Source organism: Tunicatimonas pelagia, assembly GCF_030506325.1.
GTDB classification, from domain to species: Bacteria; Bacteroidota; Bacteroidia; order Cytophagales; family Cyclobacteriaceae; genus Tunicatimonas; species Tunicatimonas pelagia.
In genome coordinates, this window is the sequence record NZ_CP120683.1 from 4,268,234 (window position 1) to 4,295,024 (window position 26,791).

Sequence of the window (26,791 nt, forward strand, 5' to 3'; positions counted from 1 at the left end):
TACTAGCTTACATTTGCCTGACGAACCCTCTAACTATATGACTCACGTTTGCATTATCGGAAACGGTATTGCGGGTATCACTGCCGCTCGTAATATTCGCAAGCTGAAACCCGCCAGCGACTTTAAGATCACGGTTATCTCCGCTGAGACCGATCATTTCTTCTCTCGCACGGCACTCATGTACATTTACATGGGACACATGACCTACGAACACACTAAGCCGTATGAAGACTGGTTCTGGGAGAAAAATAATATAGAGCTAGTGCGGGATTATGCGCAAAAGGTAGATGCTTCAGCAAAAACACTTAGCCTTCAAAGTGGAGGAAATATTAGCTACGATGTGTTGGTTCTTGCCTCCGGCTCCAGCGGGAATCGAGCTGGGTGGCCGGGTGAAGAGTTAAAAGGCATTCAGGGAATGATTACCTACCAGGATATTGAAGCGATGGAAGGTAATACCGAAAATGTAAAGCAAGCAGTGATTGTGGGTGGTGGACTGATCGGAGTAGAAATGGCCGAATGTCTGCATGCCCGTCATATTCCGGTTACTTTCTTTATCCGCGAAAAAGAGTACTGGAGCAATATATTACCTCCTGAAGAATCTAAAATGATTAGTCGCCATGTGCGCGAAAATGGCATCAATCTGCTGACCGAACGGAGTGTAAAGGAATTTAGGGGTGATTCGCAAGGGCGGGTATCTTCGGTAGTACTAGAAGATGGTGAGGAGCATCCTTGCCAGTTTGTAGGAATCACAATTGGCGTTCATCCTAACATAAAATTTCTGGAAGGCTCGGGAATTGAAACTAACCGGGGCATTATGGTTGATGAGCAATTGCGAACCAATGTTCCCGATGTGTATGCGGTAGGCGATTGTGCCCAGCACCACAACCCACCTTCGGGAAGGCGACCGCTAGAACAAATCTGGTACAGTGGGCGGATGCAGGGCGAAACGGTCGCTAAAACCATCTGCGGTAACCCTATGAAGTACGTGCCGGGCATTTTCTTCAACTCGGCTAAGTTTTTCGATATTGAGTATCAGGTCTACGGGCAGATGAATGCCCATCAGCAGGATTTTGAGGAGCAATTCTACTGGGAGCATCCGGATGGTGAGAAGGCCGTGAGAATTGCTTTTGACCGGGAAAGTGGATTAGTCATAGGGTTCAACTTAATGGGAATTCGTTTCCGCCACGAAGTCTGCGAACGATGGCTACGGGAAAAGCGAAGTATTGAATATGTAGTGGAGCATCTGGAAGAAGCCAACTTCGATCCCGAATTCTATCAGAAGCACGAAGACGATATTGCTCGGAAATTTATTCAAGATTATCCTAACCACCCCATAAAACGCAAGCGCAAAGGAGCTATCGCTGCCTTCTTCGGACTGTAAAAAACGAACTTATGCACGGAAAAAGTATTATTCAACTTATTGGTCTGACCTTGTTCATCGCTGGCTTTGGCTTTTTTGTTTCTATTTTCTTTTTATCCAACTACCAACTGACCCCAGAAGTATTACTGGAACAGCTAGGGACAGAAGACGAAAAGAATATGAATGCGGCGGCTCAGCAAACTTCTACTACTGAAAGTCAAGCCTCACCTTCTACCTATCAGTTGTCGCTAGAGGGAGCCACCGAAATGCTCGGTCAACCCTACGGAAGTAACTTTGCCTTCATCAGCGATTTAGAAGGGGCTATTCAAAAAGTGAATGAACAAGCAAAAAGTATCTACGGTATTTCTGACGAAGAAGCTAACCAAATAGTAGAGAAAATTATTGCTGAAAATGGAGGGACCTATCAATTAGATGCTGCTACTTCGGTTTTTAGCAGTGGCGAGACTGGGGAAGCAAAAGCACAAAAACTACGCGACTACACCAATTGGTTGGAAGGGAAGGAGTTTGGGAGTGCCGAAGAATTGCAAAACCAACTAAGTGGTCAAATCAGTAGTATTAACAACGATCTTGCCCGCCAGCGAGGCATTGATAAGTACCGGGCTAAAGGGTTGAAAACTTCCGTTGTGAAAGCTTCCACGGTAGGGCTTATTGCCGAAAATAAGCTCGCCATACTGCTAGTCACGTTTCTCACGACTATCATTGGCTCACTAATGTACTTGCTACCACGAGTACAGGAGCACCCCGGAATTAAAAACAATCATATCTTCCATTCCGCCCTAAAGCACCGGGGTTGGTTGGGCATTATGGTCGGTACGTTCCTGATTCTATTTTACATCGTACTCTACTTCTACCCGTACTACATGACCAATTGGATTCTGTTGGCTGATCCGGTAAGTATGGCACTAAGTGGCAATCCGGCGGGTGAATTCTTTTTGTACGGCTTCTTGTACACCATCTGCATTATCGTAATGGGTATTCGGATGATTATCAACTACCGTCACAATCGCTACCAGATTATCCGCACCATTTCGGTGATGTTCTTCCAAACTGCCTTTGCTTTCTTGATTCCCGAAATCTTAATCCGACTGAATAACCCATACTTTGACTTTAAAAATATCTGGCCACTGGACTACGATTTCTTCTTTCCCAGCAGTCTGAACCAGTTGATTGACAACGGAACGTTAGGACTGTTTATGCTCGTCTGGGGTATTGCCTTGATTATTGTGGCGGTTCCAGTCTTCGTCTACTTCTTCGGAAAACGCTGGTATTGTTCCTGGGTATGCGGTTGCGGTGGTCTAGCCGAAACTCTGGGCGACCCGTACCGCCAACTTTCTGATAAATCGCTCGGAGCTTGGAAGGTAGAGCGTTACTTAATTCACGGAGTGCTAGTCTTCGCTGTACTGATGACCATCGGAATGATCTATACTTTCTTTACCGGAAGCGGTAGCCTGCTTGGAATTCCTACCTACACTATGGCGGAAACTTACGGTTTCTTTATCGGAGCCGGATTTGCCGGAGTAATTGGAACCGGTTTTTATCCATTGATGGGTAACCGGGTGTGGTGCCGCTTCGGTTGTCCACTGGCTGCGTACTTAGGCTTAGTACAGCGATTCAAATCCCGCTTCCGCATTACTACTAACGGGGGGCAGTGTATCTCCTGCGGTAACTGCTCTACTTACTGCGAAATGGGCATCGACGTTCGCTGGTATGCTCAACGTGGACAGAATATCATCCGTTCTTCCTGTGTCGGCTGCGGTATCTGCTCGGCGGTTTGTCCTAGAGGTGTACTAAAACTAGAAAATGGTCCTGAAGAAGGCCGCTTCGGAATGCCGATCATCATCGGCAACGACAGCGTTCAGATTGACAGTGCGGCTAAGAAGCCGGAGGAATCTGCTATATTGGGTTAAGAACTATGCTACTTGCTATCCACCAAATCTTGTGTGGGTAGTGCATTACTAGCGGGGCGGGGTCACATCCCCAAACGAATAGCCAAAGGGGGTAAAGCTTAGCTTCATCAGCTTGAAGTGCTGTAGTCCGAAAGGAATACCAATGATAGTGATACAAAGTACTATGCCTAAGACTAAATGAGTGAGGGTAATCCAAATACCGCCGAGAAGAATCCAGATAACGTTCAGAATGGTAGAGATGCCCGAGCCTCGGTTGGGCGAGTCCTTCACATCATTGCCAAAAGGAAATAAACTTGCTCCAGCTAGTTTAAACGATTGTATGCCGAAAGGGATGCCGATGATAGTTAGGCACATCAGTAGGCCCGATAGTATATATTCAAGGGCAATAATGAATCCGCCTAAAATTATCCAAAGTAAGTTTCCAATAAAGCTCATTAGGTTAGTAGTTTAAAGTAATAGTCTACACTGTTTACGACTAAAATTACCGAATGGTTTGAGTATTAACCGACCGCTGGTAATATTTGCCTAACCTACTTTTCTACCTTTATACAGCTAGTTGGTTGGTGCAGTTTTTATAGTGAGGTAGTAGGGGCTATCCAGGTTGGGTTTTTGAGCTTCAATCCTAATGAAGTATTTTCCTGCTACTAGCGGTTGCGGAAAGTTGATAGCACCACCACTATAGCCTACTTGTTGTTTGCCAATTCGGTTGTGGTCCTTGTCAAAGACGTCTAAATATGTCCAGCTATACAGACCATTTTCCAATGATGTTAGGTTGAACGTTACTGTTTTTGCTTCCTTTAGTTCTACAGAATAGAAGTCTACATCATTATTAAAATCTTTGGAGTAGCTTCTGCTCAAAATATAAGACTCCAAAATATCACCATCAACGTAGCTGGTGATGTCTATGGCTTCCTGAAAGCGGTTATTACGCTCGTATTGATCCCGATGGTCTAGAGTTACTTTTAATTTGTAGGGAGCTACGCTGGCTTTTCCCTCATTGAACCCGGAATTAGGGTCATCGGAATTAATTCTCAAATAATACGTTCCAGTAGGTAATGGACCAGCTTGTACAATAATTTTGCTACCCTGTTTGTCCCTCTTCCCAGTGCTGACCAAGGAATCTCTATGTGCTCCCGTAAATATGTTCAGGTGTAATTGCCCCTCTAGCTCCGTCGGATACCTCTCTATCTCCGCCCGAACCATTCCGGGCGTATCCATTACGAAGCTGTAGAAATCTAGGTCTTCACTATCGCGGATGTAGGCTTCGTAGTCTTGGTTAGCAACAATACGAGTGGCACTAGAGAAGCTATTGTTGCACTCAAGCGTGTCGCTAGTGTCTACATGGTAGCTGATTTCAATACGTTCTCGGCTTGCTTTTTTATAACGTTCTTTTAGCTCTAAGGTGTACTTTTTACCGGAAAGTACTGACCCGTGTAGCAGTACGGAAGTTTCTCCACCCTCAATCGATGCTGAGGCTTTCACCTCGGAGGCACCATCGCTTAGCCTCGATAGTGAAGCTGATACATGTATGCCTTCAGGAACTTTGATAGTAATACCTATAACACCACAATCGGGAGTATTGATATTGAAGTAACGACTTTCATTCTTGGTTACCAACACAGTATTCACCGTTTCGCCATCGTTTAGTGGGGTAGCCTCATTGGGACTAGTGCCTCCAGCTATATTTTCTGCTCGCTCAGTATTTGCCTTTACCGTAAATGTATACGCCTTGCTACTGCTCTTAGTGCAGGTAAATTGGGCATAGTATTTTCCTGGAGGTAATATTGCTTGCTCCGGCGTATATATGCCGTCGGTGTGGTTAGTAGCAACCCCTTGCTCTGGTGCAAGGCTGTCGTAAAGCTGTAATTTGGCGTAGCTTTGAATTTCTTCAGGAAAGTCTACCTCAATATCGACAAATGCAGCCTCGGTCAGCTCAAACGCATACCAATCCTGATCATTTTTACTGCGGAGATAAGCCGTATTTCTCTGTCCAACCTCAATAGAGGTAGGCGTACTGTGGCTCTGATTCATCTCATGTTTATCACTAGTGTCTAAACGTACATAAGTTCTATGTCGCTAGCATCAGTATTGAGTAACAGCCTGTTCAAGCTAATCTGATACTTACCGGCTGGCACGGGGCCACACTCCATCACCTCGTCCGGGTCAGTATAGGTATTCTCTATCACCGTAGCACCATCAGATAGACTTTTTAAGCTAACTCCCAAATTAGAAAAACTACCCTTTGCGACTACTTCAATCACTCCGGCATCATTCGTTGCAAACTGGTAGAGGATAGTGTCCTGAGCTGCGGTGAAGTTTACATCTCTGAACTCATTTTCGGTAAGTACGATGTCATCTTTGTTAGTTCTACTATCAGTGTCAGGGTTTTCATCTTCTTTACAGGCACCTATCGAGAAAATGAACAAGGCTAGCAGCAGCCGAAAAAGTAAAGGTTTCATGGCGCAGGTTGTTTAGGTCGTAGTATATGTGAAATATAAATGGGTATACGGTAGAATTCAACGTTCCTAGAATAATATTTTACGACTATAGAAACGCTAAGTCATCTACCTTCGCAACTATCAGTCACTGCGTGGTCTAACGGGATGCTACCGGGCTATCTAATGATTTCCACCCGGTTGCTTCCACCATTTTATCGTAAATACCCGTGTTCTCGTAGATACCAGCGAAGGATTCAGCACCAGGTCCGTAGGCAAACACCGGAATCAGATCGGGAGTATGCCCTCCGGTAGAGAAAGTTCCTATGATGTCGTTGTAGCTCCCGTCGGATGATAGGGCAAAGCCACCGGTTTCGTGGTCGGCGGTTACCACTACGAGGGTGTTACCATCGCGCTCGGCAAAGTCCAAGGCTACTCCGAGGGTTTTATCAAAGTCTTTTACTTCTTCAATAATGTACTCAGCATCGTTGGCGTGCCCGCCCCAGTCAATCTGTGAGCCTTCTACCATCAGGAAAAAGCCATCGTCGTCTTGTGAAAGGTAATCCAAAGCCATTTGGGTAGCCTGAGGAAGAAAATTGCCCCGGCCTTCTTGCATCTTAGGCATACCGTCGGGGGCTAGCAGAAAGCCATATTTCTGTTCCATAGAGAAGCTGGCTGGTTTTTGCAACTGAGCGGTGTCTATCATGAAACCATTGACAGTTAAGCTATCTAAGTAATTAGTGTCATCTTCCCGGTCAATAAAGAACTGGATGCCGCCTCCCGCGAAAAAATCTACGGAAGAAGTAGTTAATTGAGCAGCAATCTCTTCGTACTGACTTCGGGCAGGAACATGGGCGTAAAAGGAAGCCGGAGTAGCGTGTACGATAGATGAGGTGGCTATCAGTCCGGTGCTTAAGTCATCGGCTACTAGTTCGGCAATAGTCGGTACTGAAGTAGTGTCATCGGCAACGGCAATGGCACCATTATAAGTTTTTACTCCAGCCGAAAACGCGGTAGCTCCCGCTGCCGAGTCGGTAATTTTTTGGCGGGAAGAGGAAGTTTTGATCAGTCCGATGTAGGGAAAGCGTTGGAAGTTTGGCTCGCCCTCGCCGTAGTAGAAGCGACTGGTTACCTGGGTTACGCCCATGCCGTCGCCAATAAGTAGAATGATATTTTTGGGTGGGGTAGGTTCTTCTTCGCTGGTAGCAGCTACTTTAGCTTCTTGAGACTGGCATTGCGCCAGTAATAATAAGGAAAAACTAAAGATGATAGCACGAATCATAGGATAGCAGTATAGTTTGATCGGCAAAGATAATTTCTTTGAGCAAACTTACTGTAGAAGCGATGTTTCTTTTGTGTTAACGTTTGCCTCAAATTCTACAGCATTCATAGTAGCTAATTTTCTTCAATATAATCATCTTTAGTGCAGGGCGCAAGGAGCCAGGAGTGTGGAGTTATCTACTTTACTCCCTGGATCCGGCCCCCCGCCCGTCATTCATCCCGCAGAGAATCTACCGGGTTACGGGTAGCGGTGCTAATGGTCTGAGAACCGACGGTGATTCCGGCTACTAATAGAGCGGCTACTCCAGCTAAAATAAAGCTCCAGATGCTCAGCGTATCTTGGTAAGCGAAGGTATCTAGCCAGTGGTTCATCACGAAGTAGGCCAGTGGGCAGGCAATGAGAAATGCTACCAAAATAAGTTTAGAAAAGCCTTTAGTAAGCAACAGCAGTAACTGACTCACCGATGCCCCTAATACCTTACGAATGCCAATTTCTTTGGTGCGTTGCTCAGCGGTATAAGAAGCCAAGCCTACTAAACCCAACGCCGCGATGAAGATTGCCAATAGGGAAAAAAACTGCACAATTTGTCCTAACCGATCTTCCGCATCGTACTGTCCCTGAAAGCGGTCACCTATGGTGTAGTAATCAAACGGGAAGCCCGGACGAAGGTAGCTCCATTGTTCTTTCAGGTAGCTGATGGTCTCATCCATCGCGCTGGCTTGTACTCGGACCACTACCCTACGCACTCGATCGGCACTGAAAGGAATATGAAATATAATAGGCGCAATGGGTTGGTGTAACGATTCAAAGTGAAAGTCTTCCGCCACTCCAATGATATAACCCTGTCGGCCACCGTAGCTAATCTTTTTACCAACGGCTTCTTCGGGCGAATTGTAGCCAATAGTGTGGGCTGCAACCTCATTGATGATAAAGGCTTCGGTAGAATCACTAACGCGGTTAATGTCAAAGTTGCGGCCAGCTACCAAGTTAATATCCAGAGAGTTGATGTAATCATGACCTACGTCAATATTAGCTAAGCGGAAATCAATATCTTTCATACCATCGTTCACTTCTACTTGCCCGCCTTGCGAGTCCAGTAGCCGCCCGGAAGGTACCCGGCTCGCCAGGGCCACATCCACGATACCCGGCTGGGCTAGAAACTGCGCCTTTAACTCTTCGTATTGGTCGTAGATTGATCGGCTAATTGGTAGTACCAGCAAGTTCTCTTGATTGAAGCCTAACGGTTTGCTTTTGACATAATCTAATTGTCGCTCTACGGTAATGACCCCAATCACTAACGCAATGGAGATAACAAACTGAAGTACGACTAGCCCCGAGCGCAGAAGAACATTACCTCGTTGGCTACCCCGGCTACTTCGTAAAATGCGGGCGGGCTGAAAGGCCGATAAATAGAACGCTGGATAGCTACCGGATACGATACCGACTACTAGCACAATCGCTGCCAATAACGCTAACAGAAAGGGGTTGCCCAGTATATCAAATGATAGCTGTTTATCAACGAAATCGGTAAAGTAGGGTAAAGCTAACGTCACCAGCAGTATAGCGAGCGTCAATCCAAATAAAGAAACCAATACCGATTCGGATAAGAACTGGCCTACTAGCGAGGCTTTCTCAGCACCCATCACTTTACGCACTCCTACTTCCTTCGCCCGACGGGTAGCCCGGGCAGTGGTTAGGTTGATAAAATTGATGCAAGCGATAACTAGAATGAATAGCGCGATAACGGTATAAATGTATACGTAAGCGATATCACCGTTGGCTTCAATTTCAGAATCTAAATTGGAGTACAGGTGAATGTCAGTAATGGGCCACAGGTGAAGAAAGTTAGTCTGAGAAGCAGGCACATCCGGGTCGCCAGGTAGGTGCTTATCTAAAAAAGCCGGAAACTGTGCTTCTAAATCGGTGGGGTTGTAGCCTTCTGCCAGCAGCACGTAGGTAGAAAAGTTGTTACTAGCCCAGTTAGTGTTCATATAATCCTGGCCGTAGAACCCTTCTACCAAAACAAAAGAAACTAGCATAGTGGGGTGGAAGTGAGAATTACCAGGTACATCTTCTATCACGCCTGTTACTTTCAGGTCAATCTCTTGCTCTAGTCTTAGAGCTTTGCCTAGGGGATCTTCATCACCAAAATACTTACGAGCCGTACTTTCCGTGAGTACTACTGCATTGGGTAAGCTTAAAGCAGTTTCCGGGGCACCCGCTACAAAAGAAAAAGAAAAGATGTCGAGCGCCTCTGGTTCGGCAAAAAAAAGACCATCTTCTATCATTTGTTTATCCCCCTCTTCGTAGGTGATTAGCATACCGTTGTTTGCCAAGCGAGTGGATTTCTCTATGATACCGGCAAAATCTTCCGCTAACCGAGGCTCAAACGGCGGAGCTAAGTGCCCCAAATGAAGGTTGGTTTCCCCGTCAGCATTGCGCCACTCCCGAGAGATGCGATAAGTGCGGTCGGCATTTTCGTGATGGCGGTCGTAGCTCAATTCGTACTGCACAAACAGTAGAATCAGGATACAGGCAGCCATTCCGACAGCTAAGCCAAGAACATTAATTAAGGTCATCTGCTTATGACGAGCCAGATTCCGTAGAGCGATTTTGAGATAATTATTTATCATAATGAATGATGATTAATGAGTAATGACTAATGATTGATGAGTAATAGATCAATGATTGGTGAGTAATGAATAATATCTTTCACTAATTATTATTCATTAATCATCATTCATTGCGTAAGCTGTCTACCGGGTTAGCGACGGCGGCTCGGATTGATCGGAAGCCGACCGTTAGCCAGGCGATGGCGATGGCCGCTAAAAAGGTGACCATAAAATATCCAAGGTGTAAATCAATTCGGTAAGCGAAGGTATTGAGCCAAGCTCGCATAGCCAGATAACCTAACGGAGCGGCTACGCCAAACGCCAGCAGCACCAGCGTAGTAAACTCCCGCACAAAGCGATATAAAATTTGCTGCACCGTAGCTCCCAACGTTTTCCGAATACTAATCTCTTTCTGTCGGTGCAATGCCAGGAAGGAAACTAAGCCGTACAATCCCAAGCAACCGATAATTAATGCTAAACCCGCCATAATGCGGAAGAAGCGATACAGGGTATCCTCTAGCGTGTATAAAATGGCGAGGTAATCGTCCATAAATTCGTAGTGGAAGAATGCTTCGGTATACAAGCTTTCCCACATTTTCTGTATGGTTTGTAGCGTCGGGGCTACGCTGGTACCCGCTATTTTCACCGTAGCTTCTCGCAGTCCATCACCGTAGTAGAAATACGTAGGGTGTATTTCTTCTTTTAGGGTGTTGTTCACAAAGTCACGCAATACGCCTACTACGGTAGCTTGCTTGTTGTTGTACTTGATAAGCTGACCAATTGCTTCCTCCGGGTTAGTAAAGCCGAGCGTCTTAACTGCCGTTTCGTTCAGCAGAACTTTCTGATGAGTCACGCTATCCGGTACGTAGTCATTTTCCTGCAAATTCCGCCCGGTAACTACGCTAAGTTCAAAGAGAGAAACATAATTAGGGTCAATAATTTTCTGCTCCATCTGGTACTTCTCGGCACTGCCGAAAGCAGTAGCGTATACTTCGTTGAAGTTTTTGTTACGCGAAGTAGGAGTGGACGAGCAAAAAGCGACCTGCTCGACAGAAGCGATATTCTGCAGCTCTTGCCGGAACTGTTCGCGAGGGGTACGGTCGCGATTAGGTAAGTTCACCACCATAATTCCTTCTTGGGCAAAACCCATATCTTGCTCGCGAAAGAAATCCATTTGGGTTGCTACCACAATGGTTCCCAGCAACAAAAACTGCGCGATGGTAAACTGTACCACTACTAACGCCTTCCGCAGTGAGAATTTAGATTTAAATCCAACATTCACCGCCCGAACCGATTGTTTGAGGGCCTGCACCGGCTGATAGCTAGCTAGTACTCGGGAGGGATAGTATCCGGCAACGACCGTAATGATGGTGCCCAACGCTATCAGAAAATAAACAATGGTAGTATCCAACTCAAAAGTCATGGGTACGTAGCGAGAGAGCGGAGCCATATACTGATTCGCTGCGACCAAAAACCAATCGGCCAAACCAACGGCAAGTAAGGCGGCAAACGTACACAGCAGAGCGGTCTCGCCCAAGAACTGAAAGACAAGCTGTCGCTTGCGGCTACCCAGGGTTTTCCGAATGCCAATTTCCTTAGCTCGGCGGATAGCTTGAGCCGTAGAAAGATTAATAAAATTAATTCCTCCCGCCACTAGCACAATCAACCCCATGCTAATAAGTGCCAACAGTAGTGGCTTAGGAGTAGCGAAGAAGGTACCATTGTACTGAGCTTCAGTATGAATATCCGACAGGGCTTGCAAGTAGTAGGTTCGGCGTTCAGCCAGGTCTTCGTCTAGGTAGTTGTGTTTGATTTGATTCAGTGCTGTTTCTAACTGCTTGGAATTGTACCCTTCGGGCAACGTGAGAAAAGCATTGCTAGCGTAAGGTACACTCTTCCAGTTGCTCGTCCATCCGGGGTTCTCGGCCATAAAAACTTCCATCGGTAATAGCAGATGAAAATACACATTGGTATTATCCGGTACATCTTCCAGAATACCACTCACCCGGTAGCTCCGCTGGTTGATTTCCAGGGTTTGTCCAATCAATTCATCGTAACGATCTTGGTATTCATTACCAAATACCCGATCAGCCAGAACACGAGTCAGTACCACCTCGTCCGGAGTCTTTAATAGTGAAGGACGATGACCGGCCAGCAGTGGATAGCTAAAGGTTTCCAAAAAGTGGGCATCGGCGTATGCCAAATGATACGCTTGATGCCGATTTTCTTCACCTTCGTCATTCCAGCGTTTAATCACTCCAGTGCTGCGAGCGTATACCTGCGTAGCATTTTCTACGGTTGGAAAATTCTCTCGCAAAGCTTCCGCCATCGGAAAGCAAACGGATCCGTCGTAATCAATACCGCTGGGTTCTTGAGTTTGGGTTACCACGCGGTAAATCCGATCCGCATTGGTATGGAAGTTATCGTAGGTATACTCGTGCTTCACCATCACGTACACCACCACGCAGCAGGCCATTCCCACCGATAATCCAACCAGATTAATCACGGTAGTCACCCGGTTACGAGTAAGGGTACGAAGAGCAATGGTCAGGTAGTTTCTTAGCATAGTTCATTCAATTAGCAAAGAACAATGTGCAGTGAACAGTGAAAAGCAACGTTATATTAATTGTTCATTGCTAACTGCTCATTGTACATTGTTTGTGTTATTCATTCCTAAGTGAGTCTACCGGATTAGCTACTGCCGCTCTAATAGATTGGAAGCTGATGGTAAGCCAGGCGATTAATAGGGCAATGCCTCCGGCAATAATAAAGGTGCTGGCTCCTAATGAGATACGGTACGCAAAATCAGCGAGCCACTGGTTCATCAGAAAGTAGGCGGTTGGGATGGCTACCAACAGGGCAACGAGTACGAGCTTGGTGAAATCTTTGGAGAAACTGACCACCAGGCTACTCACCGATGCGCCCATCACTTTCCGAATGCCAATTTCCTTGGTACGCTGCTCGGCGGTGTAGGCGGCTAAACCGAATAAGCCGAGGCAAGCAATGAAAATGGCTAAGGAGCAGAAGATTGTAAAGATCGTTCCTAACCGTTGCTCAGCCTGATAGATGTTATCGAATCGCTCATCCAAAAAAGAGTACTCAAACGGCAAGTCGGGCTGAAAGCGATTCCACTGATCTTCCAACGCCGCAATCGTTGCAGTAACCTGCTCTGGCTGTACTCGCAGTGAGAGCGCGGAGATACTGTTCCCCATTATCATCACCATTGGCATAATCTTCTGCCGTAGCGTACTGTAATGGAAGTCCTCCACTACCCCTACCACGGTATACGAAGTAAAACTACCGGGTTCTTCGCCAAAATTACTTAGCTTATGCCCCAGCGGATCATCCTCCCCAAAAAAGTATTTTGCGGCGGCTTCGTTGATAATCATGGCGGTAGAGTCAGTGGCAAAGTCGCGGGAGAAGTTGCGTCCCGTAGCAATGTTCATGCCCATTGTCGGTATATAGTCATAGTCTACGGAAAACCAAGGTGCGGTCGTCGTTTGGTCACTTTCGGGGTTATTATCGGGGAAGATGGCGTTGTTGTTATTATTAAACGGATCAGCCGGAAGATGGCCGGTGAGCGTAGCCGCAGTTACTCCGGGTTGGCGCAGGGCTTCGTTTTTGAATGTCTCAGCCTGTTTGTTCAAGTAGAAGGTGTTGTGCAATACTAGCACATGCTCTTTATCGTACCCCAGCTTTTTATTACGAATATGGTTAAGCTGCTGATAGACCACCACGGTGCTGGTAATCAGCGTAATGGAAATGCCAAACTGAAGCACCACTAAACCGTTGCGAAGCCATCGCCCACCACTTTTGGTCGCTAACTTTCCCTTAAGTACACTAGCCGGACGGAAAGCCGATAGGAAGAAAGCCGGATAGCTGCCCGCCAACAGGCCAATGGCAGTTACTGCCAATAGTAGCAATGGGATGAAATACCATGTTTGGAGGTAGTTAATAGTTAGTTGCTTTCCAGCCAGATCGTTAAAGAAAGGGATGGCTACTTCGGCGAAAAGTATAGCCAGCAGTAGAGCCAGGAAGCTAACCAATAGTGCTTCCGCTAAAAATTGAGTGATGAGTTGCTGACGGATTGAGCCTAACGTTTTGCGAATACCTACCTCCTTGGCCCGTCCGGCGGAGCGGGCGGTAGAAAGGTTCATAAAGTTAAAGCAGGCAATGAGTAGCACAAACAAAGCAATGGCTGAGAAAATGTAGACGTAGCGAATATCGCCGTTGGCTTCAATTTCGTGCTCTAGATCTGAGTGCAGGTGAATATCGGTAAGTGGTTGTAGTAAATAGTTGAAGTAGTTGCCCGAGGCTATGAAATCTTCGTAGCTGGCGTTGGCGTATTGCTCGAGTTGCGGAGCTCCGTAGGTCTCAAAAGTCTCATTGAGTTTTTCTTCTACGTCGGTCACGTTAGCATCTTCCCGCAACAACAGGTAAGTGTAGTAATTATTGCTCAACCATATCTCAGACTGGCTATCCTTCAGCGAAACCATCGATAGAAATACATCGAAGTGAAAGTGGGAATTGGTAGGAATTTCCTCAAAGATGCCGGTGATCTTGTAGGGTGTTTTATCCCTGCCCAACAGCAGCGTTTCCCCCAGCGGTGGGTTCTGCTCCCAATCGGCCCCAAAGTACTTTTCCACCGAAGTCTCACAAAGCACCAGCGAGTTCATTTCAGTCAGAGCCGTCTCGGGATTTCCGTGCAGCAGCGGAATATCAAAAACCGTAAATAACGTAGAATCCGCATACGTCACATCTTCTTCTTGGTACGCCCGATCATCGCGATAAACCGTATAATTACCCTGTGCTCGGAAGCGCACCGCATTTTCTACTTCGGGATAGGTTTCAGCCATCGTGCGCGCCAGAGGGGCGGACGCTATCGGGAAATCACCACTTTGTCCACCCAGACTGTACGATAAGCGCACCCGGTAAATTTGGTCGGCATTGGTGTGGTAACGATCGTAGCTCATCTCATCCAGCACAAACAGCGCGATAAGTAAACATACCGCCAGGCCGATGGCTAAGCCCAGCACATTGATGACCGAATAAAAGCGCTGCTTGAGCAGATTTCGAAAGGCGATTTTGAGATAGTTCTTTATCATGATGATGATTGGTTGATGAGTAATGATTGATGATGAATGAATAATAAACTTCATCAATCATTACTCATCATATTGAAATATTGTGCCAGACCGAAATAGGGGTGATTTGGGCTGAAATGACCATTGAGAAAGCAGACGGTTGTCCGTAATCGGACATATTTGTTCGGAGTTGAACATCAACTGTCAAACAGTAGGCATAAAAAAAGCCCAATCAGCGGGCTGATCAGGCTTTCTTAAAAGGAGTTACTATGGAAACTAGTAGTTATTTACATTCTTGTAGTAAGAATAATCGGCGTTGTACAGAGCAAGGGTGTAGCTACCAGGTCGTAAATTTTTTAGGTTCACCTTTTTATTATACTCCTGCTGCCCAAGTACTTCTTCGGAGTAAAGTATTTCACCTTTGTTGCTTAAAACAGCTAGCTTCAGTGGCGCATTGGCAATATTCTTAAAGGCAATGTGTACCGAAGTACGATCTGATTTAGGTTTTACTACAATTGGTGCGAACGACTGGTAGATTTCGCTTTTATCTTCCCGAACGCTACCGTCTAATCCTACAATAAAGGGTTTACGTACTTTACCCTTTTTGCTTTCCAGTACCAACGTATATTTGCCTGGTTCCATCTGCGAGAAATTGTAGCGCTTGGCGTGCTGCTCTCCGCTGTTAACCGCTTCTTGGTACACCGTTTTGCTTGCGTTATCTAGTACTTTAATGCTGGCGGGAGTATTGGTGGTAACATTCCAATCCCGAACTACAACAACCGCGTGTTGCCCACTCAGTGAAATAGAAACGTCGGCCTCACTGCTCTCTAAGTTATTGTTAGCTACTGCCCCCAGACTCAAGCATCCCACTACTAGGGTAAAGGCTAACTTCTTCATTGTCATCATGTTTTTCTTCATTGCTATTAGAAACAAACTGTTCAAAATTTAATGACGCAAAATTATAATTATTTTAATTTTTAATGTAATGTATATTATTCAATTTCATACTCATTATTACGTGCTATAAGATACTTAATCTCTTGATTTTGTGCATCAGTTGCCTATGAGTTTACATCTCGCTACAGATCAAATTTTATGTGGATCTGACTATTGTAGTGCGTACAACCAATATTCATCGTAAGCAATTGCTGGAAAAGTGAGAGCGAGCAGGAAACCTTTCGTGCTACTATTACTCGGAATAGTACATTTTATCGAAAAACTTTTAGGAGTAATTATTCCATAGGTAATTCATATACCCATCAAAAGACGCTGCTCGGTATCGCAAATTTTCTCGGATAGGTTGGTTATCTATCGTCATATTTTTCTATTTTATCCTCTCACTAACCCTATTTTCAATAACCTATGCACCGAAGCCTACTTGTTTCTCTATTTCTTTTCCTTACTACTCACGCTGTTCTAGCGCAGTATCCCCACCAGAACATTAATCAAGAATTACTTTCACGGGCTTGGGACGCCCAGTGGATTGCCCACCCTAAGGTCGGCTTACAAGAATACAGCGTGCAGCACTTCCGCAATACTTTTTTGCTGGATTCAGTAGCGAACGAGTTCGTAGTACACGTATCGGCGGATAACCGCTACCAATTCTTGGTAAACGGTCAACTGATTGGCCGGGGCCCCGCTCGGAGCGATTTACTTCACTACCGATTTGAGTCGTACAATATTGCGGAACATCTACAATCGGGAGAGAATGTGCTAGCCGCGGTCGTCTGGAATTTTGCCGAAGATGCCCCGGTTGCTCAACATACCTTTCGCACCGCTCTGATTGTACAAGGCGATACCGAAACTGAGTCGGTAGTAAATACTAATACTGAAAACTGGCAAGTGTACCACAACCAAGCATATTCGCCCCTTACCCAAACTGATTTTACTGTTTACGGCTACTACGCCTCTGGCGCCTGCGACCGCGTGGATGGAAGCCAGCACCCCTGGGGCTGGGAAACGCTAAACTACTCCGTTAATAGTAACTGGAAGAAACCTCGGGCTCGGGTGGTAGGTCGCCCCTACGGTTTCCGCTACGGCTACGGCGATGGGGCAGTGAATCTTTACCCCCGTAATATTCCCATGCTGGAAGAAAAGACCGAACGTTTGGCTGAAGTAGAACAGGCTACAATCGCAGTAGATGACGCTTTCTTGCGGGGCAATCAGTCGCTAACAATTCCGGCTAATCAGCAGGTGAGCATTCTGCTGGATCATACCTACCTAACTATGGGCTACCCTGAAATCACGGTTAGTGGCGGAGTAGGGAGCGAGATCAAAATTACTTACGCCGAGGCTTTGTACGATGCAAATCGGCAGAAAGGCAACCGTAATAAAACCGAAGGTAAAGAGATTGTAGGGTTTTACGATATTTTCCTGCCCGATGGTGGTGAAAACCGAGCCTTTCAACCGCTGTGGGTACGCACTTTTCGGTATCTACAATTAGATATCCAAACCGGAGACGGGCCGTTGACGCTGAATGATCTTTCTCACCAGTTCACGGCCTACCCTTTTAAACAGACCGCCTTCGTTCAAGCTGATGAGCCGATGATGGATAGTATTTGGGATGTGAGCTGGCGTACCGCTCGCTTGTGCGCCTTAGAGACTTACATGGACTGCCCCTATTACGAACAGTTGCAATACATTGGCGATACCCGTATTCAAGCACTGATTTCACTCTACGTGGATGGCGATGACCGACTGATGCGTAATGCGTTGTTTCAATTTGCTAACTCTATTACTGATGAAGGCATTACCATGAGCCGCTACCCTTCCGGCTTTCCGCAGTATATTCCGCCCTACGCGCTGTTTTGGATTAGTATGCTGCACGACTACCATATGCACCGCAGCGACGATGCCTTTCTTCAGCAGTTTATTCCGGGGATGACCCGAGTATTGCAATGGTACGAAACCTACGTGGACACGAATAATCTGCTACGAGGAATGCCTTGGTGGAATTACGTAGATGCCATTCCTGAATTTGATCGAGGCACCCCGCCTGGAGCGCAAGACGGACATTCTACCTTCATCACCTTACAGTACCTCTACACTCTTCAGCAAGCTATTGAACTATATCGCTACTTTGAGATGCCAGACTTTGCCAATCATTATCAGAAAATAGTAGATCGTATTCAGCCCGCAGTGCAGAAAAGCAGCTACGATACCTCCCGCCAGTTGTACGCCGATACTCCTGATAAAGACCGATTTAGCCAGCATACCAACATTTTTGCGGTGCTTACCCATACGGCTCCCGAAGCGGAATGGCAGTCACTAATGGAGCGGGTTGTTGCTGACACGTCTATTGCCCACTGTTATATTTACTTTCGGTTTTATCTGCACCGAGCCATGCAGCAAGCGGGTTTGGGCGATTACTTCTTCGATCATCAGGATATTTGGAAGAATATGCTAGCCGAAGGACTTACTACCTTTGCCGAACATGACGAAGACACCCGCTCCGACTGCCATGCTTGGAGTGCCAGCCCACTCTACGAGTACTTAGCTACGGTATGTGGTATTATGCCTACTGCCCCTCATTTTACCAAAGTAAAGATTGCTCCTAACTTAGGTAATCTGAATGAGATAGAAGGAGAGATGCCTCATCCACGGGGCACAATTCGTGTTAAGCTAAACCGAGAAGGAACAAAGGGGATTCGGGCGGAGGTTGAGTTGCCCGAAGGGGTATCCGGTACATTCTACTGGCAAGATCAAGAAGTTAGCTTGCAAGGGGGAAAGCAAAACATCGCACTGTAGTACGAACGGAGACTGAAGATTGAGGTACGGTTTCCGGTTTTCCAAATCCGGCCTCCAGCTTCTTACTTATTACCTAAATTGTTTGTGCGTTAGTCTACGAATCATAATTTTGTCAGTCCAACCTACTTCTACCTATGCTACGAACCTTACCTTGCCTTCTCTTATCAGTTCTATTATTTAATTTAAGTTGCCAGCAGCAAAATCCGGCTGATCTGGTCATCCACAACGGAGTGATTTACACCGTGAACGATGCCCAACCCCAGGCTGAGGCTGTTGCCGTAGTGGGCAGCAAAATTGCTTTTGTTGGTAGCGCAGCCGAAGTGAAAAATTGGATCGGTGAGGAAACCAAAGTATTAGATCTTGAGGGAAAGACAATGACTCCCGGCTTTATTGAAGGGCACGCCCACTTTCTGGGCGTAGGTGAAAATAAGATGAGCCTAGACTTATTAGCTGTCCGTAGTTTTGAAGAAGTAGCCGCTATGGTAGCCGAAGCCGCCGAGAAGGCGCGTCCAGGAGTGTGGATTACCGGACGGGGGTGGCATCAGGATAAATGGGACTCGTTGCCCGGCGAAATGATTCAGGGTTTCCCCACCCATGATTTGTTAAGTGAGGCCGCCCCGGATAATCCGGTGTACCTACGCCACGCCAGCGGTCACGCCGCTATTGCTAACCAGAAAGCAATGGATTTGGCCGGAATAGCGAATATTAAACAAGAGGGAGCCCAGATTGGTCAAGTAGCCGGAGGCGAAGTATTCCGCGATGAGCTGGGAAATCCTACCGGCGTATTCAACGAAAACGCGATGGGATTGGTCACCCAACACATTCCGACCCGTACCCTGGAAGGTTATATACGAGCGGCTGAGCTGGCGATGGAGGAATGCTTGATGCACGGTATCACCAGTTTTCACGATGCCGGTATTACCCAAGATGTGGTTCAGTTATACAAACAATTAGCGGAAGAAGGTAAGCTAAAAGTCCGCCTTTACGCAATGCTCAGTGGGCGCGATAGCACGCTGTTGAAACAGTATTATGAGTCGGGGCCGGAGATCGGGTTAGGTAATAACTTTCTGACCATTCGTAGTATTAAACTGTACACTGACGGTGCCCTTGGTTCGCGGGGGGCATGGCTATTAGAAGAATACGCCGATATGCCCGGGCAGTTTGGCCACGAAACTACTCCAGTTCCTGTAATTGGCAAAATTGCCAATCAGGGATTACAATACGGCTTTCAGGTATGCTCCCATGCTATTGGCGACCGGGCCAACCGCGAGGTGCTTGACCAGTACGAAGCTGCCATCGAACAGTTTCCCGAAAAAGCGAAAGATCATCGTTACCGTATTGAGCACGCCCAACACATCAGTGCTGTCGATATTCCCCGCTTTGGTGAATTAGGAGTAATTCCCGCCATGCAAGCCGTGCATATGGCTTCGGACCGCCCGTGGGCGATTGAACGGCTGGGAAAAGAGCGGATTGAAGAAGGTGCTTATGTCTGGCGCAAACTAACTGACTCGGGAGCTATTATCGTGAATGGTACCGATGCGCCGGTAGAACCGATTGCTCCGTTGGCAAGCTTCTACGCTTCGGTAGCCCGTAAAACGCTAAAATGCGAACCCGAAGGCGGCTACGAACCCGGCCAACGTATGAGTCGGGAGGAAGCCCTTAAAACTTATACTTGGAATGCTGCCTACGGGGCGTTTGAAGAAGACATAAAAGGTTCGATTGAAGTGGGCAAATTGGCCGATTTTGCGGTTTTCTCTCAAGACATTATGCAAGTACCCGAAGATGAGATTCTAACTACGGAAGTAGATTATACGATTGTGGATGGAAAGGTGGCTTACGCAAGGGAATAAATCTAAACCTCTTATTCTATAGGAAATTGCTATATTGTAGTAGTCGCCTATCGTAAGTCCGTGTACGGCAACCATACTTTTTACCCCGAAACGCTATGACACGCCACCTATCATTTCACCCTTGCTATTGTCTTTATCTACTTATTGTTGTCCTTTTCTCCTGCCGAGCCGATGACGAAGTTAAGCTTGACCCGGAAGTAGTTTCTTTATTATCCTCGCTCGAGCAAGAAATAGTATCTTTAGACAATAATCCACTGGTTTGGGGCGATGATGATCTTACTTTTCTTGATGCGGTTGCCGATAAGCCTATCATCGGTTTAGGGGAATCCACCCACGGAACCGCGGAGTTCTTCAATGCCAAGCGTCGTATATTCCGATACTTGGTGGAGAATCACGATTACAAAGTATTTGCCTTTGAAGCCGATTTTGGCGAATCATTATTTTTGGAGGAAGCGGTTCAACAGGGACTAAAGAGTCAGATTCGGTCGCTCATGTCCGAGAAAATGCACTTTTGGACATGGCGCACCCGGGAAGTTCGCAACCTGTTGGAATGGATGAGTGAATATAATGTCGGAAAATCAGAAGAAGATAAAGTACACTATATGGGGGTAGACTGTCAGTTTAACACCTACCACCCTCAACTGCTCAATCAGTATTTACAGGCTGCTGACGCTTCCTTTTTGGAGCTTTCGGGTGAAGTACTTTCAAAAGTAAAAGCTGATTCTGAAGACAGATTTGAAGGGTATTCTTCCGAAGATTTTACTATCTACCTTGGCCAGATTGATGCGCTGCAAGATTCAATGATTACTCATCAGGATGCTCTTATTGCAGCAACCTCCGAAAAAGAATTTGAGCTTAATTTGAGGCTACTAAGATTAACCCGACAAGTCTCAGAGGTAAGGTACTACCGAAGTATTGAAGACTATTCAGTGAATTACCGAGATAAGTACATGGCCGAAAATACCGCCTGGATGCTAGATTATTTCGAGGGTGATAAAGTGGTTCTGTGGGCACACAATGCTCATATTGCCAATGATCCAAACTACGGATCGGGATCAATTGGGCACTACTTATTACAAGAGCTTCCTAATGATTACTCGACGGTTGGGTTTATGTTTGCCCAAGGTAGTTTCACTGCAGTAGGTTTTGAGGGTAATCAATCTACCGGTTTGAAAGAACATACTATTAGTGAACAGCCTCAAGAGGAATCACTAATTGAAGTATTCCACAACACCAATAGTTCAGCATTTGCTGTACGTATGAGTGACTTGCAGAAATATACTGAATGGAATGATTTCTTTAACGAGGGTACGCGGTACTTATCAATAGGGTCAGGATTCAACGATCAACCAGAAGATTATTACCGTAGCTTTCATCCTAGTTTATACGATCAGATTATTTACTTTGATAATACTACTGCTTCTCAGCTATTTTAGTAGTAATTGCCATAGACTATTTATCAACCCTACTTACAATTAGCTTCATTCCTAACAGGTAGTCCATTCACCCCAGCTTTCCGACGGTTCACCTGATCTTCTCGGCGTAGCAGTACTCAATCTAGCATCTTTGTAGCGTACCCAGTTATCCAAATCTCTTTACGCTATGAAAAGACTATTCTGTATTCTCATACTGATCTTTGCTTGGGTCAGCCTATTTTTTTCATCGTTATATGCTCAAAGTTCCGCTACTCAAACCGTTCGCGGGCAGATTGTGGATGCTCAGTCAGACTTTCCCTTAACCGGGGTCAATGTGATTGTGCTAGACATTTCGCTGGAAGAAAATGTGCTGATGGGCGAAGAGGTTATTATCACCGCTGAGTCAGACAAAACAGCTACCAATAATGAGCTAGCAACGGTGAGTTCGCGCTCATTCAACCTGGAAGAAACCGGACGCTACGCTGGTTCTCGCAATGATCCGGCTCGGATGGCAGCTAACTTCGCCGAAGTGGTCGTGAATAGTGACGATCGTAACGATATTATTCGCGGGAACTCACTATCAGGGCTACTCTGGGGGCTAGAAGGCATCAACCCTAACCCCAGTCACTACGGTTCGCTAAGCTCTACTGGAGGCCCAGTCAGTATGCTTAACTACAACGTATTGGATAAATCGGATTTCTTGATTGGAGCTTTCCTAGCGGAATACGGCAATGCCTTAGCCGGAGTATTTGATTTACAGTTACGCGGGGGCAATACCGAGAAGCGGGAGTTTTTAGGTCAAGTTGGTTTCAACGGTTTTGAACTCGGTATGGAGGAACCGTTTAGCAAAAAGTCTAAAGCCTCCTACATTGCTAATTATCGCTACTCAACGCTGGGGGCATTTCAAGCTTTGGGGGTAAACTTCGGCACCGGAGCCGCTACCCCGGAGTACCAGGATTTGACCTTCAAAGTAGACATACCCACTAAAAAGGCAGGGTATTTTACCATGTTCGGCATTGGTGGGGTAAATAGTATTGACTTACTGAGTAGCTAGGTGGCGGTTCATAGAGCATTGCTACACCTATTTTTCGTAACTGTGGATTGGGCACTGCGCGCTGCTATCTATTAACTATAACATTTAAACTTTATCTATCATGAAATATATTATCTTTTTCTTAACTATTGTATCAATAATGGGCTACCAAAACAGTGTAGCCCAGAACCCTCTTTCACAGAATACGCAAGTGGAGGTGAACGTAGGTTGGGTAACCCCCTTCTTACAGAGCGGTAGCGAACTCATGCGAGCCGAGAACTTACGAGATAACGGCCAAAGTTACTTTGCCGGAGAAGACGGCAACCGCCGGGAGGTAGGTGACTACTCCTCGCTAAGTGGCATCAGTTTTGGCATCGGCTTCTACAAACCTACGAAAGTGAAGGGGCTTATGCTGGGTGCCGTAGTACGCAACGCCCAAACTGGTTCAACTCCGGAACAGGGTGAAGAGGCAGAAGCCTACTATTTCAACTTTCTGACCGCCGGTGCTGCTGCCAAATATTACCCTTTTACTGAGAACAATCTCTTCTTGCGGGGCGAAGTAGGCCTGGGTGCCGTGTGGACCAAGAACCGTTTTTTAGCCGAAGGTCGCGATCAGCAGTTTTTTCACCAGTTCGGTATTGGTAGTGCCGGAAGTATCGGGCTCGGCTACACATTTACCCCCTTCAAGAACAGTACCGCTATAGAGTTACAAACCGTCTACCAGCAGCTAAGCACTCGGGTAGAAGTTAACGGTATTGGTGATGACACGTGGCGGTTCGGCGCCCTCAATATAGGCGCAACCATCATATTCTAATACAAGAAACTATGCCCCGTAACCTAAAAACTACTGCCTGGCGACTGATTTGTATCTCCAGTCTCACTGTTTCGCTCTACCCGTTGTATTATCTGTTGGCTAATCAGCCGGTAGGTCTACTAATGCATAAGTCGGGTGAGCTGCTGGTGAGCACAACGTGGAACATTGCATTTTACAGCCATATTTGCCTGGGTGGGGTAGCTTTGGCGGTAGGCTGGATGCAATTTGTTAAAAGCCTGCGTCAGTTGCATCCGTCAGCACATGGCACTGTAGGTATCGTATACGCGGTAGCTGTCTTGATTAGCGGACTGAGCGGCATATACATTGCCCAATCGGCTAACGGTGGCCTAATCAGTGGATTGGGGTTTGCTACGCTGGGCATTGCCTGGCTAGCTACTACCGGAGCGGGCTGCTACTACATTATTCGGGGTAAAGTGGTTCAGCATCGGGCAATGATGACCTACAGCTACGCACTCTGTCTGGCTGCGGTTACGCTTAGAATCTTACTACCACTACTTATAATACTTTTTGGCGAGTTTGTTACTGCCTACCGGGTGGTGGCGTGGTTGTGTTGGCTACCCAATCTGGGGATTGCGTACTTGATACAAGATCGATCGCACCCCAAAGAATCATATCCAATAATTATTTACCAGACGAAAAATTCAATTTAACCCTTTAAACATTAGACTTATGAAATCGAACATTGTAGTATGGGTACTGTTACTCCCTTTTATTTTTACAGCCTGCTCTGAAGATGATGATGGCCTCGGGCAGCCTAAGATTAATTCTACCAGCGATGTAGTTACTGAGCTACAAGGTACCTGGAGTAGCGACGGTATATTAGAGTTCCCGATTGACGCACCAGGATCGCCCTTTGCGGTTGTGTATCAGACTGAGACTTTTACGTTCACGGATACGCTTAATACTATAAACGTAAGCATATTTGCCGACGAAGGCCTGACGACTCCCGTATTGAATTATCGATCAACCGGGCCGTTTACGATACTGGGAACAAGCTCGAGTTTTGAGAAAACCTGGGAGGCTGACTTTGCCAATACCGAACAATCGCTCGAGATCTTACTTGACAACCGGCAACTACTCGATGCCCTGGGTTTTTCGGCTTGTGGTATCACTGAAGCCAACGTCGTTTACGACATCACCGACGGGTGTAGCATTTTTCCCGGGATTGATGAATGTATAGAACAAGACATTATTCAACTGAAAAATAATACGCTGCGCTTTGGGTCGCGCGAGGGAGACATCTGCGCTAACCGCGCCAGTAGTCTTCAAGATATTATCTATACCAAAGATTAAGTAAAACAAAAGAGAAGCTGCTTTACAATACGGTAGCTTCTCTTTTGTTTAAAAAACGAACCACAAGTGTACTAAAGATGGCTTCGTATCCCGTAAATTATCCGTATCTTTTGCATATGAAATATTTCTTTTCCAGTGAGCGTAACGTACGTCTGGTTGGAGTACCTCTCGTCGCACTCATCTCTATGGCCGTGTACTATGATGGTCAAGCCAATGACTTGACTAATATTAGCATACGTTTTTTGGTTTCTCTCGCTTTCACGTTTTCGCTTTGGGAGGGTAACCGAGCCATTATTATGGGACTGCGCCGGGTATATCCGCACAGTGAGCAAACAGCCCGACGACTGTTCATTGAAGTAATTGGTTGTGTGGTATTTACCGTAGTGGCTACTTTTGCCATAGATGCATTGTTTGGTTTGGTAGGCCATACCGTTTGCGAAACGGGTGAACACTGGTTTATGGTGTTTTCCAATCTCATTCCTACGGCTATTGTGGTTTCTATTTATGAGGGTGCCTACTTCTTCAGCGAGTGGGTCAAAAACCTTAAGCAAGCTGAGACACTAGCCAAAGAAAACATCCGCTCCCAATTTGAAGTATTAAAGAGTCAACTCGACCCTCACTTTCTGTTCAACAGCATGAACACCCTGGCCGCGCTGATTGAGCCAGATAATACGGATGCCCAAAAGTACCTGGAGCAGCTTTCGGATGTGTACCGCTATGTACTGTTGAGCCGTCAGAAAGAAACGGTTTCGCTCGCGGAAGAACTGGAGTTTGTGCAGTCCTATATTTTTCTGAATAAAACCCGTTACCGCAATAACCTGATCGTAGAAAATGATATTCCAGAAGAAAGCCTGAAACGACAAGTAGCCCCCCTGAGCTTGCAGATTCTGGTAGAAAATGCGCTTAAGCACAACGTAATCTCTAAAGACAAACCGCTAACGCTGCGAATTACAGTAGATCGATATGGCTACGTAGTGGTAGAGAATAACGTACAGAAGAAGAACATCCTGGAGATGGAGAAATCTACTAAGACGGGCTTGCAAAACATTATTAACCGTTACGCGCTGCTCACTCCCAGTCCGGTAGAAATCAATCAATCGGCTGAGTTATTTTCGGTACGCATTCCGTTGATTGCCTCATGAATTTATTAATCGTCGAAGACGAATATCCGGCAGTCGAGCGCTTGCAGCAATTGCTAGGTCGTCTCGACGAACCTGTTGAAGTTGTAGATGTGCTGGATAGTGTAGAAACGGCTATCCGCTGGTTTACCGAACATCCCGCCCCGGATTTAATTCTATCCGATATTCAATTATCCGATGGGCTGAGTTTTGAAATTTATGAGAAACTAGTGGTTAAAAGCCCCATTATCTTCACGACTTCTTACGATGAATATGCCATTCAGGCATTTAAAGTAAAAAGTATCGACTATCTGCTGAAGCCTATTAAGTTTGAGGAATTAGAAAAAGCTATCGCTAAGTATAAACAATTTAAAAGTGAATTTTCAGAAGAAGAAAACGCTAGTAAGATTGAGCGATTGCTAGATAATTTGCAGCATACCGGTCGTCGCCACAAAAAACGTTTTCTAGTAAAAAAAGGCGAGCAGTTAGTTCCCATTTCTGATGATGAAATTGCTTACTTCTACACCGAAAACGAGCTAGTCTTTCTGTTTACCCCCGAAGGAAAAAAGTATGTAGTAGACTACACCCTCGAGCAATTGGATGAATTGGTAGACACCGAAAAATTCTTCCGCATTAATCGGCAGTACCTGGTGCATCTGGAAGCCATTCAACAAATTCATACCTACTTCAACAGCCGTCTCAAACTAAACCTCCAACCCGATCCTACTGATGAAGTGATTGTCAGCAAGGGAAAAACCAAGGCTTTTAAGCAGTGGTTAGAGGGGTGATAGTATTAATG

General features: G+C 46.1%; 19 protein-coding genes. 11 read left to right on the forward strand and 8 right to left on the reverse strand.

The features are described from left to right. Positions 1–37: 37 nt before the first annotated feature. Both P0M28_RS18360 and P0M28_RS18365 read left to right on the forward strand, forming a co-directional pair. Entirely contained in the window at positions 38–1,381 is a 1,344-nt protein-coding gene (locus tag P0M28_RS18360) for an NAD(P)/FAD-dependent oxidoreductase (RefSeq protein ID WP_302204104.1), read from the forward strand. A gap of 11 nt (positions 1,382–1,392) precedes the next feature. Then, the gene (locus P0M28_RS18365; protein ID WP_302204106.1) at positions 1,393–3,288 is read left to right on the forward strand and encodes a 4Fe-4S binding protein; all 1,896 of its coding nucleotides are present in this window, start codon (positions 1,393–1,395) and stop codon (positions 3,286–3,288) included. Positions 3,289–3,336: 48 nt separating this feature from the next. On the opposite strand, the gene P0M28_RS18370 is transcribed toward P0M28_RS18365, so the two are convergent. From P0M28_RS18370 to P0M28_RS18405, 8 genes are all read right to left on the reverse strand, one after another. After that, on the reverse strand, positions 3,337–3,723 hold the full coding sequence (locus P0M28_RS18370) for a YccF domain-containing protein (protein ID WP_302204108.1): 387 nt from the start codon (positions 3,721–3,723) through the stop codon (positions 3,337–3,339). A gap of 117 nt (positions 3,724–3,840) precedes the next feature. Beyond that, positions 3,841–5,319, reverse strand: coding sequence for a hypothetical protein (locus P0M28_RS18375; protein WP_302204110.1), 1,479 nt, complete (start codon positions 5,317–5,319; stop codon positions 3,841–3,843). 20 nt (positions 5,320–5,339) lie between these two features. Continuing rightward, entirely contained in the window at positions 5,340–5,747 is a 408-nt protein-coding gene (locus tag P0M28_RS18380; RefSeq protein ID WP_302204111.1) for a hypothetical protein, read from the reverse strand. Between the two features lie 136 nt (positions 5,748–5,883). After that, the gene (locus P0M28_RS18385; protein ID WP_302204112.1) at positions 5,884–7,005 is read right to left on the reverse strand and encodes an alkaline phosphatase; all 1,122 of its coding nucleotides are present in this window, start codon (positions 7,003–7,005) and stop codon (positions 5,884–5,886) included. A 209-nt stretch (positions 7,006–7,214) separates the two neighbouring features. Beyond that, entirely contained in the window at positions 7,215–9,638 is a 2,424-nt protein-coding gene (locus P0M28_RS18390; RefSeq protein WP_302204114.1) for an ABC transporter permease, read from the reverse strand. Positions 9,639–9,741: 103 nt separating this feature from the next. Further along, positions 9,742–12,183 carry an ABC transporter permease gene (locus P0M28_RS18395; RefSeq protein ID WP_302204116.1) on the reverse strand — a complete coding sequence of 814 codons (2,442 nt, stop codon included), beginning with the start codon at positions 12,181–12,183 and terminating at the stop codon, positions 9,742–9,744. A 97-nt stretch (positions 12,184–12,280) separates the two neighbouring features. After that, complete coding sequence (locus P0M28_RS18400) at positions 12,281–14,722, reverse strand: ABC transporter permease (RefSeq protein ID WP_302204117.1); 2,442 nt, start codon at positions 14,720–14,722, stop codon at positions 12,281–12,283. A 255-nt stretch (positions 14,723–14,977) separates the two neighbouring features. After that, a complete protein-coding gene (locus P0M28_RS18405) occupies positions 14,978–15,598 on the reverse strand; it encodes a T9SS type A sorting domain-containing protein (RefSeq protein WP_302204118.1) in 621 nt (206 codons plus the stop codon). Positions 15,599–16,063: 465 nt separating this feature from the next. Between P0M28_RS18405 and P0M28_RS18410 the strand changes: the two genes are divergently transcribed. The 9 genes from P0M28_RS18410 (at position 16,064) to P0M28_RS18450 (ending at position 26,780) form a co-directional block, all read left to right on the forward strand. Beyond that, positions 16,064–18,448 carry an alpha-L-rhamnosidase-related protein gene (locus tag P0M28_RS18410; protein ID WP_302204120.1) on the forward strand — a complete coding sequence of 795 codons (2,385 nt, stop codon included), beginning with the start codon at positions 16,064–16,066 and terminating at the stop codon, positions 18,446–18,448. Positions 18,449–18,582: 134 nt separating this feature from the next. Further along, the gene (locus P0M28_RS18415; protein ID WP_302204121.1) at positions 18,583–20,298 is read left to right on the forward strand and encodes an amidohydrolase; all 1,716 of its coding nucleotides are present in this window, start codon (positions 18,583–18,585) and stop codon (positions 20,296–20,298) included. Between the two features lie 95 nt (positions 20,299–20,393). Then, positions 20,394–21,734: an erythromycin esterase family protein gene (locus P0M28_RS18420; protein ID WP_302204123.1), complete on the forward strand. Its 1,341-nt coding sequence runs from the start codon at positions 20,394–20,396 to the stop codon at positions 21,732–21,734. A 166-nt stretch (positions 21,735–21,900) separates the two neighbouring features. Next, the gene (locus P0M28_RS18425; RefSeq protein WP_302204125.1) at positions 21,901–22,767 is read left to right on the forward strand and encodes a hypothetical protein; all 867 of its coding nucleotides are present in this window, start codon (positions 21,901–21,903) and stop codon (positions 22,765–22,767) included. 100 nt (positions 22,768–22,867) lie between these two features. Beyond that, positions 22,868–23,560, forward strand: a complete 693-nt coding sequence (locus P0M28_RS18430; RefSeq protein WP_302204126.1) for a hypothetical protein — start codon at positions 22,868–22,870, stop codon at positions 23,558–23,560. A gap of 11 nt (positions 23,561–23,571) precedes the next feature. Next, a complete protein-coding gene (locus tag P0M28_RS18435) occupies positions 23,572–24,231 on the forward strand; it encodes a DUF2306 domain-containing protein (protein ID WP_302204127.1) in 660 nt (219 codons plus the stop codon). Positions 24,232–24,250: 19 nt separating this feature from the next. Continuing rightward, positions 24,251–24,874, forward strand: coding sequence for a hypothetical protein (locus P0M28_RS18440; RefSeq protein WP_302204128.1), 624 nt, complete (start codon positions 24,251–24,253; stop codon positions 24,872–24,874). A gap of 116 nt (positions 24,875–24,990) precedes the next feature. Continuing rightward, positions 24,991–26,016 (forward strand): sensor histidine kinase, encoded by a 1,026-nt coding sequence (locus P0M28_RS18445; protein WP_302204129.1) that lies wholly within the window; start codon positions 24,991–24,993, stop codon positions 26,014–26,016. Continuing rightward, positions 26,013–26,780, forward strand: a complete 768-nt coding sequence (locus P0M28_RS18450) for a LytR/AlgR family response regulator transcription factor (protein ID WP_302204130.1) — start codon at positions 26,013–26,015, stop codon at positions 26,778–26,780. Before P0M28_RS18445 ends, P0M28_RS18450 begins: the two co-directional genes overlap by 4 nt. Positions 26,781–26,791: the final 11 nt, after the last annotated feature.